Here is a 12,295-nt window from a genome sequence, read left to right as displayed (position 1 = left end):
AGTCGCTACACCGAAATCAAATACAACTGAGAACGGCTCCCTCCCCTGCGAAGGGGAGGGTTGGGGTGGGGTATTAAGGTCAAAAACTAAATTCAAAGTGTGCTTTAACTCATTGCTTTGTATTTAAACCCCCCTCCCAACCTCCCCCTTCGCAGTGGGAGGAGCGAAGCAGACCATCGCTGATATTCAGGAGCAAAGATTACAGTTCTAAAGCAATTAACTCTTCCACCGTCTGCCTGCGACGAATCAGTCTCGGCACGCCATTCTCAAACAACACTTCCGGCAGCAAAGGACGGGTGTTGTAGTTCGATGACATCGATGCACCATACGCGCCGGTATCGTGGAACACCAGATAATCGCCGATATTGACCGGCGGCAGCGGGAAGGTTTCCACTCCGCCACCTGCCTGCTGGGTGAACACGTCGCCGGATTCACACAGCGGACCGGCGATCACAGCATCCGTCAGCGGTTGTCCGCTCACATCGCGACCATCGGCCGGTAACAGCGAAATATGGTGATAACTGCCGTACATCGCCGGACGCATCAGGTCGTTAAAGCCCGCGTCGCACAACACAAAGTGACGGCTGCCCATGTCTTTCACCGCGCGGATTTGCGCCACCAGTACGCCGGATTCCGCCACCAGGAAACGTCCCGGCTCGATCTCCAGTTTAATTTCATGCCCGAGATGCGCGGCGATCTGCTCACGCGCCCGGTTCCACAGGCCAAAGTAGTGGCCGGTATCAATGGCTTCTTCTTCAAAATGATACGGGATCGACAAACCGCCACCGGCAGAAATCGCCTCGATATCTTGTCCGGTTTCAATCACCTGACGCACCATCGCATCGCAAACCTGCTCAAGATGACCGTAATCCACGCCGGAACCGATGTGCATATGGATGCCCACCAGTTTCAGACTGTAACGGGCGATTTCTGCCAGCGCCTGCGGTAAATCGGCATACCAGATCCCGTGTTTACTGTTTTCGCCGCCGGTATTGGTTTTCTGGCTGTGACCGTGGCCGAAACCGGGGTTCACGCGCAGCCATACCGGATGCCCGGCTTTGTGCTGACCAATCTGGCTGAGCATATCGATGGAACCGGCATTGACCGGAATATCCAGCGCCGTCACGCGTTCCAGCGTCGGCTGATCCAGCACGTCTGCGGTAAACACGATCTCACTGTCTTCGCGGCCGGGAATAAAACCCGCCACCAGCGCGCGTTCAATTTCGCCCAGCGAAACGGAATCGACCTTCACACCCTGCTCACGCATCAGGCGCAGGATATGAATATTGGAACAAGCTTTTTGCGCAAAACGGATCACATCAAACTGACGCAACTGCGCAATGCGCGCTTTGATGATCTCCGCGTCATACGCCCACACAGGGCAGCCAAATTGTTGCGGCAGAGCCAGTAAATTCGCGGCATTAAGCGCGGTCGACATGTCGTTCAGGGCGCGTGGCATAAGATTTTCCGTCAGGTGAATTCAGTCATATTTCCCACAGTATGCCGTGTGGCCGACCGGCGATAAAATATCTATTTCAGGCCAGTCTATTCATTTATGATATGGGTTATTGTCTCTGTTCACCGGATCACGTCATGCCCGCCATTTCCCTGCGCCATATCGAAATTTTTCATGCGGTGATGACCACCGGCAACCTGACCGAAGCCGCTGCGCTGCTCCATACCTCACAACCGACGGTCAGCCGTGAGCTGGCGCGCTGTGAAAAGCTGCTGGATCTGCAACTGTTCGAGCGCCTGCGCGGGCGGTTGTATCCGACCGTGCAGGGTTTGCGGCTGTTTGAGGAAGTGCAGCGTTCGTATTACGGGCTGGACAGGATCGTCAGCGCGGCGGAAGGCATCCGCCAGTTCGAGCAGGCGCAGCTGTCCATCGCCTGCCTGCCGGTGTTCAGCCAGTCGCTGCTGCCGTCGGTGTGTAAACCGTTTCTCGACCGTTATCCCGACGTCAGTTTCAATATTGTGCCGCAGGAATCACCGCTGCTGGAAGAATGGCTGTCGGCACAGCGCCATGATTTAGGGTTGACGGAAAACACCCAGACGCCCGCCGGAACCGAGCGCCAGACGCTGCTGACGCTGAATGAAGTCTGCGTGCTGCCTGCCGGGCATCCTTTGGCTGAAAAACCGCGACTCACGCCCCAGGATTTCAGCGGCCTGAATTTTATCAGCCTGTCGGCGACCGACAGTTACCGGCAACTGCTGGATAGCTTATTTGCGGAGCAACAGGTGGCGCGGCGGCTGGTGATGGAAACCCACAGCGCGGCGTCGGTGTGCAGCATGGTGCGCGAAGGCGCAGGCGTCTCCATCGTTAACCCGCTGACGGCTTTGGATTATTGTGAAAACGGTGTCGTATTACGGGAATTCAGCGTCGCCGTGCCGTTCACCGTCAGCCTGATCCGCCCGCTGCATCGCCCCGCTTCCGCGCTGGTCACCACATTTATCGGACACTGCCATCAGCAGGCGCAACGTTTTGCACAACGTCTGGAGGCTGCGCTGCGGCGGTGACTTGTAAATGATAATCATTATCCATAACATGCGGGCAGCGTCCCGCTATGGAAAATGAGGATCCCCATGAACAAGTTTTTACTTCTGGCTATTCTGGCACTGACCGCCTGCTCCACCGCTCCCCGCCATGCCGCAAGCCCTGCGGCTGCGCCGGACGGCGTGATTACCGATTTACGCACCGGCGAAACCCTTTCCCCCGCGCAGTTACTCAGCAAACTGGCGTCTGAACCCCGCGTGATCGTCGGCGAAAAACACGACAACCCGGCCCATCATCAGATCGAAAACTGGCTGGTGCAGAGCCTGCCGTCGGTACGGCCCCAGGGCAGCGTGCTGATGGAAATGCTGACGCCGGATCAGCAACCGAAAGTGGATCAGGTAAAAGCCTGGCTGCAAACCGGGCCGGACGCCCGCCCTGCCCGTGTCGCAGAATTGATCAACTGGCAAAAAAGCTGGGACTGGTCGATGTATGGCGATGTGGTGATGACGGCCATGAAAGCGCCGTATCCGCTGCTTTCTGCCAATCTGGATCGCCGTGAGATCATGGCGTTCTATGAAAATCCGCAGTTCCCGTCAGGCACACATTCTGCGGATCCGCAGGTACGCAACGCCATCAGCGAGACCATCCGAACTTCTCACCAGCAAAATATCGGCGAAGAACAACTGCACGCCATGCTGGCAATCCAGCAACAACGTGACCGCCGGATGGCAGAGCGCCTTCTGGCTGCCCCCGCTCCGGCATTACTGATCGCTGGCGGTTATCACGCAGGCAAAAGTATCGGCGTGCCGGTGCATGTGAAAGATCTGAACCCCGCCGCCTCCGTCACCGTACTGCTGCTGGCGGAACAGGGCGTGCGTGTGGATAAATCACAGGCCGATTATGTCTGGATCACACCGGCAGTCGCCGCTAAATCCACAACAAAATAACCCTTAAGTTATTGTGACCATTGAAATAAAAGTGTGGAGAAACTGAAAGTTTCTTGTAAAGAGCCATTACAAATGATTACTATTATCAAATAATATTGAATCTCATTATCATTTTAATGGACTAAATGACCACTCACTCCCTTCCCGCTGCTCCGGCTGCCGCTGCGTTTGTCTTACGCCCTCAGCGCCGGACGGTGGGGCTGATATTGTCACTGCTGATACATGGCGCGCTGGCCGCATTTTTACTGTGGTCAGCCCCCGCGCAGCCGCCCGCTGAGCTGCCGCCACCGGCGGTGATGGTGACGCTCTCCGCCACTATCGAAAACAATCAAACCACCAAACCGCTGCCCGTTGGCATTCAGCAGGCGGTGGATTCGGCGGCGTCCAGCAAACAGGAAATGACCCCGCAGTTACAGAAAAACATCACGCCGCCGGTGGATGAAAGCGCGGAAATCAAGCTGGTTCAGCAACACAAAAAACCGAAGGAACAGCAAAAGCGGCCGAGGCCGGTACAGAAAACGCAGGCGCGTCAGCAGGATCCAACCCGCGCCTCGGCAGCCAGCGCCGCCGCCCCGCCGGTGACGGCAGCGGTTTCCGATAAAATCGCCGCCCCGATGAACAGCGATTCGTCACAAACCCGCGACGCCAAAGTGACCTGGGAAACGCAGGTCAAAGTGCAGCTCAACCGGCTGAAGAAATACCCGCCGGACGCCATTTCGCGTCACCGCACCGGCGTCGCACTGGTGGCTTTTGTGGTTGATCAACGCGGCGAGGTGATCAGCAGCCGGTTAGTAAAATCCTCCGGCACGATGTCGATGGATACCGAAGCACTGGCCGTCTTACAACGCGCCAGCCCGCTGCCGCAACCGCCGGGCGAGATGCTGAGAGCCGGTCAGGTGCCGGTGACCATGCCGCTGGAATTCACCCTGAGCGGCGCAAACCGCCGCAAGTCTTAACGGAATACCTATGACGCTTTCACGATTAATGACGCTGCTGACGGCGGGAATGCTCTTTACCTGCGCAACCGCCACCGCACAGCCGGTGCCGCCGGTTGCCGAAAAACATCCGCATATTTTGCAGATGGCCGGAGACAGCCGGACGGACAATTATTACTGGCTGCGCGATGACCGCCGTCAGGATCCGAAGGTCCTGAATTATCTGCGTGCGGAAAATCACTACAGCGCCCAGGTGATGTCCGGCTGGGCAGCATTAACCGACACCCTGTATCAGGAAATGCGCGCCCGTCAGGGTGAGCAGACCGAATCCGTGCCGTATGAACTGCGCGGTTATCGCTATCAGCAACGTTATCTGCCGGGCAAAGAGTACGCGCAATATCTGCGTCAGCCGGTCAGCGGCAACGTGGTCTGGCAGACGCTGGTGGACGCCAGCCAGCGCGCGGCCGGGCACACCTATTATCAGTTTGGCGGGCTGGAAATCAGTACCGACAATCAGCAGATGGCCGTCGCCGAAGATACGCAGGGACGCCGCCAGTACAGCATCAGCCTGCGCAATCTCACTACCGGCCTCTGGCAGAACGATGTGCTGCAAAACACCTCGGGAAATATGCAGTGGTCGGCGGACGGTCAGTCTCTGTTTTATATCCGCAATCATCCGCAGACGCTGATACCGTATCAGGTTTTCCGTCACAAGACCGGCACGCCAGTGTCTCAGGATGCGCTGGTGTATGAAGAAAAGGACGGCGGATTTTATCTCGGTCTTTCGCGCACCGCCTCTGACGATTATCTGATGATCGTCAGCAGCGGCAGCACGTCTTCCGAGGTGCGGCTGATCCCTGCCGGTGAACCGCTGGCCGCGCCGCAGTTGTTCGCTGCCCGCCGTCCGGGTGTCGAATATTATCTGGATCATTATCGCGGTCAGTTTTACATCCGCTCCAATTTGCACAGCCCGCATTTTGGATTGTATGAAACGCAATCCGCCGGTACGCCTTGGCAGACGCTGATTGCACCAAATCCGCAGCGGGATCTGGAAAACTTCGCCCTGTTCCGTCATCAGCTGGTGCTGCAAATCCGCGGTCAGGGACGCGTTCAGCTGGAAATGATTGACTGGAAAAGCGGACAAACACGCAATGTGGTGTTTGACGAAGAAAGTTACATGGCGTGGCTCGGTTCAAACCCGACGCCGGACACCGACAAACTGCGCTACGGCTATTCATCGATGACCACGCCGACGCGCATTTATGAATGGGACATGTCCAGCGGCACCCGCACGCTGTTGCAGGAAAAACCGGTGGAAGGCGTTAATCCGGCGAATTACGCCAGCCAGCGGCTGATGATCACCGCGCGTGACGGCGTACAAGTGCCGGTTTCACTGGTGTACCGCAAATCGTTGTTCCGCAAAGGCCACAATCCGCTGCTGGCGTACGGCTACGGCGCCTACGGCATGAGTATGGATCCGGCGTTTGGCGCCAGCCGCATCAGCCTGTTAGATCGCGGATTTGTCTTTGCCCTGATCCACGTCCGTGGCGGTGGCGAACTGGGTCAGCAATGGTATCAGCAGGGCAAACTGGAGAATAAAGCCAATACCTTCAATGACTTTATTGATGCCACGCACGCCCTGACGCAGCAAGGTTTCGGCCAGCCCGGACGGCTATACGCCATAGGCGGCAGCGCAGGCGGCCTGCTGATGGGCGCGGTGATCAATCAGGAACCGGCCCTGTTTCACGCGGTGGTGGCGCAGGTGCCTTTTGTCGATGTGCTGACCACCATGTCGGATCCGACCCTGCCGCTCACCGAAGGCGAATATCAGGAATGGGGAAATCCGGCAGAGCCTGAGGCTTATCAACGCATCAAAGCATACAGCCCATATGACAATGTGCATCCGGCGGCCTATCCGAACTTACTGGTCACCGGCGGATTATTTGATTCACAGGTGCCGTACTGGGAACCGGCGAAATGGGTCGCCCGTTTACGCACCGTGAATCAGGGACCGTCACTGATTTTACTGACCACCGAAATGGCGGCCGGGCATGGCGGGAAATCAGGCCGTCTGAACCGGCTTAAAAATACCGCACAGGAATACAGTTTTATTATTCAGATGGACAAAAATAATAATCATAAAAACAACAATAATAACCGCACCACCGCTTTGTAATTTATTGGAACGCCATACTGAGCAATAAAAATTAAAAATAAAGCCTCCTGAGGGAATATGAAAAACAACCTTTTAACCGGCATGCTCAGTGCCGGTTTAGTGCTGGCCGCACCGCTGGCATTTGCTGACACCACCACAGAAACAGAAAATAAAGAAACCGTGACGTTCAGCCCGCTGAACGTCTCGGCCGATAAACTCAGCAGTGAACATGAGGCGATGGCCAAACCCGGCGCATTCAGTTCACGCGGTGAAAATACCAACCTGCAATCTACCGATTCGGTGCTGCGCAGTATGCCTGGCACATTCACGCAAATTGACCCGGGCCAGGGCACGGTAGACGTCAATATTCGCGGTATGTCCGGCTTTGGCCGCGTCAACACCATGATCGACGGCGTCACACAAAACTTCTACGGTTCTTCGGTGCCGGGCGGCATTTCGCACGGCTCCACCAGCAGCGCATCCGGCGCGTTAATCGATCCGAATTTCCTGGTCGGCATTGATGTGTCACGCGGCACCAGCGCCGGTTCGGCGGGCGTCAACGCCTTAGCGGGCAGCGCCAACCTGCGAACCCTCGGCGTGGACGACGTGATTTTTTCCGGCAATCCGTTTGGCATCCGTACCCGCTTCTCGGCCGGTAACAACGGTATTGGCGAAAGCGGCATGGTGGCCGTCGCCGGGAAAACCGATGCGTTCACCGACACCGGCAGCTTCGGCATCATGGCGGCGATCAGCGGCAGTTCCATCGACGCGCAGTTTAAAAATGGCGACGGCCAGAGCAGCAGCGATTTCGGCTACGAAAAAAGTTACCGTCAGAATCCAAAATCCCAGTTAGTGAAAGTGGATATTAAGCCCGATGAATTTAACAGCGTCGAATTATCCGGCAGGCATTACGGCAATAAATTTACCCAGCGTGATATCACCAGCGACGACTTTTATCTGAAATATCATTACGCGCCTTTCTCCGAGCTGATTGATTTTAATTTAATGCTCAGCACCAGCCGCGGAAATCAGAAATACGATAACAACACGCTGTATACGTTTTATAACACTGAGGCCAACAACCAGTCAGACGCTATTGATATTAACAACACCTCGCGCTTTGTCTTTGCCGGAACAGATATCGCCTGGAGTTACGGCAGCAAAATCATGCGCAATAAATACGACAAAAATATCAACAGCAATGCCTGGTCTGAAGATAATCCCGATGCGGGTCAGCAGTCGATTGAGAACAATACTTTCCAGCCTTCCGGCAAGCAGGACGTTTACAGCCTGTACACCGGGCTGGAGCTGAAACGCGGCATCTGGAAAGGTAATTTTGATCTCAACTACAGCTATTACGATCTCAGCGGCTATAAACCGGCGTGCGATCCGCGCGTCACCTGCTTCCCGCAGGGCGGTCAGAATATCAGCCTGACCGAAGACGGGTTTAATCCGTCCGTGATGCTCTCGGCGGAGATCCGCCCGTGGTTCGAGCCGTTCGTCAGTTACAGCAAATCGATGCGTGGCCCGAACGTGCAGGAAGTGTTTTTCTCTAACTCCGGCGGCGCATCGATGAATCCGTTCCTCAAAGGCGAGCGGGCGGAAACCTATCAAATCGGTTTTAACTCCGCAGCGGGTAATCTGTTATTTGAAGAGGATTCCCTGCGCCTGAAAGCCCTCTATTACACCAGCAAAATCAAAAACTATATCTACAGCGATTCCTTTATGGTGTGCCGCAACGGGCGTAAATGCAGCATCGGCGAGAACCTGCAAAACGACTGGGACGACGCCAGCGAAGACTATTCCGATACCATGTATATCTACGTTAATTCCCTGTCACCGGTGCGCACGCACGGCGTCGAGATCGAAGCGGAATACGATACCGGCCGGGCCTTCACCCGGCTCTCTTTCAGCAAGGAGCACACCAACCAGCCGACGTCGATTGCTACCGGTTCGTTTGGCGTCGGCAACATCAACGAACTGCCGGAAATGTATTTCACCGTCGACACCGGCGTGCGTTTTCTTGATGAAAGCCTGACCGTCGGGACGCTGGTGAAATACACCGGAAAAACCCGCCGCACCTCGCCGGATCAGAATTTCAACGAAACCACCGGCGCGCTGGAAAACGAAGACATGCCGGATATTCCGACGATTATCGACCTCTACAGCACCTATGAAATTAACCGTAATCTGATGCTGAAATTCTCGGTACAGAACCTGATGGATAAAGATTATTCAGAAGCGCTGAATAAACTGAATTCGATGTATGGTCAGAATGACCCCAGCATGGCGGTGAATACCGCGCGCGGCAGAACGTATCTTGTGGGTGGCGAAATGCGTTTCTGATCCACGCCTGACCGGGTAAAACAGAAACAAAAAGGCCACGCCGGATATTTTCCGCGTGGCCTTTTTGTTTACAACGGCAGGATTACGCCGCCGCTTTGACCGCTTTCTTCGCCGCACGACGGAAAGTGATCACACACAGCACGAAGCCGATAGCGCCCAGTCCGCCCGCCGCCAGCGGGACCGTGCTCAGCCCCATTCCGCGTTCAATCACTGCGCCGCCAACCCAGGCACCCAGTGCATTGCCGACGTTAAACGCCGCAATGTTCAGGGTGGACACCAGATTTGGCGCGTTTTTACCGTAGGTCACCACGTTAACCTGCAACGCCGGTACCGCCGCGAAATTCACCATCGCCCAGATAAACAGGGTGATTTCCGCCGCCACCAGATGCACGCTGGTGTAGCTGAACAGCACGGAGAATATGGCGATCATCAGGAACGTCATGGTCAGCGAAATACCGAGACGCCAGTCCGCCAGACGCCCGCCCAGCACGTTACCGATGGTCAGACCGAGGCCGATCAGCAGCAGCGTCCAGCTGACGCCGTGCTCAGATACGCCGGTGATTTGCGTCAGGATCGGCGCGATATAAGTGAACAGCGCAAACATCGCCGCCGCAAAGAAAATGGTGATCGACAGCGACAGCCACAACCCCAGACTGCCCAGCGCCCGGATTTCCTTACGCAGGTCGGTCGGCTCTTCTTCTTTCTTATCCGGCAGCTTTTTATACAGCGCGAACAGCGACGCCACGCCGATCACCGCCACCACCCAGAAGGTGGAACGCCAGCCGAAAGCCTGTCCGAGCGCGGTACCGAGCGGCACGCCCAGCACGTTAGCCAGCGTCAGGCCGGTAAACATCAGTGCCACCGCTGAAGCACGACGGTTCGGTGCCACCAGACTGGCCGCCACCACCGCGCCAATGCCGAAGAAGGCACCGTGACACAGCGCGGTAATGACACGCGACAGCATCAGGAAGCCGTAACTGTACGACAGCGCGCACATCACGTTGCCGACGATAAAAATACTCATCAGCAGCAGCAGCGTTTTCTTACGCGGCAGTTTTGCGGTCAGCACGGCCATGATCGGCGCGCCGATCGCCACGCCCAGGGCGTATCCGCTGATTAACCAGCCAGCAGAAGGAATACTGACATTCAGATCCCCCGCCACGTTGGGGAGCAACCCCATAATGACGAATTCAGTGGTACCGATGGCAAACGCGCTGAGCGCCAGTGCCAGGAGTGCGACGGGCATAAAAACTCCGGATTTTATCGTTATGAGTAAAGTCTCCGGCATTGGGCCGGACTGGCTTAAATACCACGTTGATCACACTTTTGACCAGACGCAGTCTGTGCCCTTGCTGTCTGAAAATCCGTCAGGATCGGGATTAATCTTTACATAACAATACATTGCAAAGAATGCGGTAAATACTGAAAAGGGACCGATTCCAGCCAGATGCGGGCTGCGGCGAGTCAGCGTTTTTCTTCCTGCAACGACAGCCAGCGCGGATGACCGGCAAACCACGCCACCAGAAAATCGAGCAGCGCACGCAACGCCGCTGGCATTTGCCGCCGCGACGCATAAATCGCGTAAATCCCCATTTCCTGCGGCTGCCACCCGCTGAGTAAAGCGACGAGCTGGCCGCTGGCGATCAGCGGCGCGGCTGAGTAATAAGGCTGCATCACGATCCCCGCGCCTTCGACCGCACCGGTCAGCAACACCAGCGATTCATTGGCGCTGAGATTTCCGCTCACCGGAATGGCGACCTGTTCCCCCTGCCGTTCAAACTGCCACAGGCTTTTGCCGAACCAGGTGTACGTCAGGCAATTATGCACCGCCAGATCCTGCGGATGCTGCGGCGTACCCTGCGCGGCCAGATACGCCGGAGAGGCGCAGACGACCGACGGACACAGCGCCAGCGGCCGGGCGATCAGGTTCGGATCCAGATCATTGGTAATACGCAGCGCCAGATCGATACGGTCTTCCACCAGATTGACCGCCCGGCTTTCCAGTTGCAGATCGATACTCACCTGCGGATGGCGACGTAAAAACTCGCTGACCGCAATCACTACCGCACCCTGCCCGAAAGACTGCGAGCAACTCAGGCGCAGCATTCCGCGCAACGCTTCATCGCCGGTGTCCGCCACGCTGCCCATCTCCGCCGCCACCGAGAGCATTTTCCGGCAACGTGCCAGCGTATTTTCGCCCGCATCCGTCAGGCTGAGTTTGCGGGTGGAACGGTGCAGCAGACGCGCGCCCGACCACTTTTCCATTTCCGCCAGATAACGTGTGACCATCGCCCGCGACATGTTCAGCGACTCGGCAGCATTGATCATGCTTCCCCGTTCAACGATGGCAACAAACACTTGTGCAGCGGTAATTCTGTCCATGATTCGTCCGGTTTATGCAACAAACAGTTGCGCATTATCCGGTTTTTCCCGCGGATTATGCAACGTACAGTAGAGGCTGACTGAATGTGATTATTTATGCCCCTGAGGAAAACCCATGCATCTGAAACATCTGACCCTGATCGCCGCCCTGCTGGGCAGCAGCCTGTCCGCTCACGCAGCAAGTGCGCTGAAAATGGACGTATATAACCCCGGTGAAAAAAGCGTTTTCCCGGTGTCGTCGGAAATCATTACCGGTGAAAAAGACGCGGTGCTGATCGACGCGCAGTTCCAGCGCAATGACGCCGAAAAACTGGTGGAGATGATCAGGGCGACCGGCAAGAAACTGACCACCGTGTACATCAGCCAGTCCGATCCGGATTTCTACTTCGGGCTGGATGTCATTCATGCCGCCTTCCCGGACGCCAAAATCGTCGCCACGCAGGCCACCGTCGACAAGATTAACGCCAGCAAAGACGGCAAGATGGCGTTCTGGGGACCGCAGTTAAAAGACAACGCGCCAGCATCGGTAGTGGTACCGGAGCCGCTGAAAGGCAACACATTTGAACTGGAAGGCCATAAGTTTGAGATCCAGGGCGTAGACAAAGACCGGACGTTTGTCTGGATCCCGTCGCTGAAAGCGGTAGCCGGTGGTGTGCTGGTCAATGGCAACAACATGCACGTCTGGACCGCAGATACGCAAACGCCGACCTCGCGTAAACAGTGGGTAGAAGCACTGGATGAAATTGCCGCTCTGAAACCGGAAACCGTGGTGCCGGGGCATTATCTGCCGGGCGCGCCGAAAACGTTGGAATCGGTGAAATTCACCCGCCAGTATCTGCTGACGCTGGAAAAAGAATTACCGAAAGCGAAAGATTCCGCCGCGCTGATCGCCGCCATGAAAAAACATTATCCGCAACTGAAAGATGACTCTTCATTAGTGCTGAGCGCGAAAGTATTGAAGGGCGAAATGAAGTGGCCACAGTGAATATAATTTTTTAATAATTAAAAACGCATCAAGGCAGAAACTCTCCTGCCT

General features: G+C 56.1%; 9 protein-coding genes. 6 read left to right on the top strand and 3 right to left on the bottom strand.

The window, feature by feature from the left end:
- Positions 1-199 precede the first annotated feature (199 nt).
- The gene (lysA, locus tag EYY67_RS23905) at positions 200-1,459 is read right to left on the bottom strand and encodes a diaminopimelate decarboxylase (RefSeq protein WP_131694556.1); all 1,260 of its coding nucleotides are present in this window, start codon (positions 1,457-1,459) and stop codon (positions 200-202) included.
- Positions 1,460-1,593: 134 nt separating this feature from the next.
- On the opposite strand from lysA, the gene EYY67_RS23900 reads away from it, so the two are divergent.
- From EYY67_RS23900 to EYY67_RS23880, 5 genes are all read left to right on the top strand, one after another.
- The gene (locus EYY67_RS23900; protein WP_131694555.1) at positions 1,594-2,517 is read left to right on the top strand and encodes a LysR family transcriptional regulator; all 924 of its coding nucleotides are present in this window, start codon (positions 1,594-1,596) and stop codon (positions 2,515-2,517) included.
- Between the two features lie 66 nt (positions 2,518-2,583).
- Complete coding sequence (locus EYY67_RS23895; protein ID WP_131694554.1) at positions 2,584-3,441, top strand: ChaN family lipoprotein; 858 nt, start codon at positions 2,584-2,586, stop codon at positions 3,439-3,441.
- 125 nt (positions 3,442-3,566) lie between these two features.
- Positions 3,567-4,397, top strand: a complete 831-nt coding sequence (gene tolA / locus EYY67_RS23890; protein ID WP_131694553.1) for a cell envelope integrity protein TolA — start codon at positions 3,567-3,569, stop codon at positions 4,395-4,397.
- 10 nt (positions 4,398-4,407) lie between these two features.
- Complete coding sequence (locus EYY67_RS23885; RefSeq protein ID WP_131694552.1) at positions 4,408-6,552, top strand: S9 family peptidase; 2,145 nt, start codon at positions 4,408-4,410, stop codon at positions 6,550-6,552.
- Between the two features lie 57 nt (positions 6,553-6,609).
- Complete coding sequence (locus EYY67_RS23880; RefSeq protein ID WP_131694551.1) at positions 6,610-8,877, top strand: TonB-dependent receptor domain-containing protein; 2,268 nt, start codon at positions 6,610-6,612, stop codon at positions 8,875-8,877.
- Between the two features lie 82 nt (positions 8,878-8,959).
- Here the strand turns inward: EYY67_RS23880 and EYY67_RS23875 are convergent, their stop codons facing one another.
- Together EYY67_RS23875 and EYY67_RS23870 are read right to left on the bottom strand one after the other, a co-directional pair.
- On the bottom strand, positions 8,960-10,123 hold the full coding sequence (locus EYY67_RS23875) for an MFS transporter (RefSeq protein ID WP_119822850.1): 1,164 nt from the start codon (positions 10,121-10,123) through the stop codon (positions 8,960-8,962).
- 218 nt (positions 10,124-10,341) lie between these two features.
- On the bottom strand, positions 10,342-11,259 hold the full coding sequence (locus tag EYY67_RS23870) for a LysR family transcriptional regulator (protein WP_119822857.1): 918 nt from the start codon (positions 11,257-11,259) through the stop codon (positions 10,342-10,344).
- Positions 11,260-11,374: 115 nt separating this feature from the next.
- Here EYY67_RS23870 and EYY67_RS23865 point away from each other — a divergent pair, with 115 nt between their 5' ends.
- On the top strand, positions 11,375-12,244 hold the full coding sequence (locus EYY67_RS23865; protein ID WP_131694550.1) for an MBL fold metallo-hydrolase: 870 nt from the start codon (positions 11,375-11,377) through the stop codon (positions 12,242-12,244).
- Positions 12,245-12,295 lie beyond the last annotated feature (51 nt).

The organism is Rahnella victoriana, assembly GCF_004330295.1.
GTDB classification, from domain to species: domain Bacteria; phylum Pseudomonadota; class Gammaproteobacteria; order Enterobacterales; family Enterobacteriaceae; genus Rahnella; species Rahnella victoriana.
This window is presented reverse-complemented; position numbering and strand designations above follow the sequence as displayed.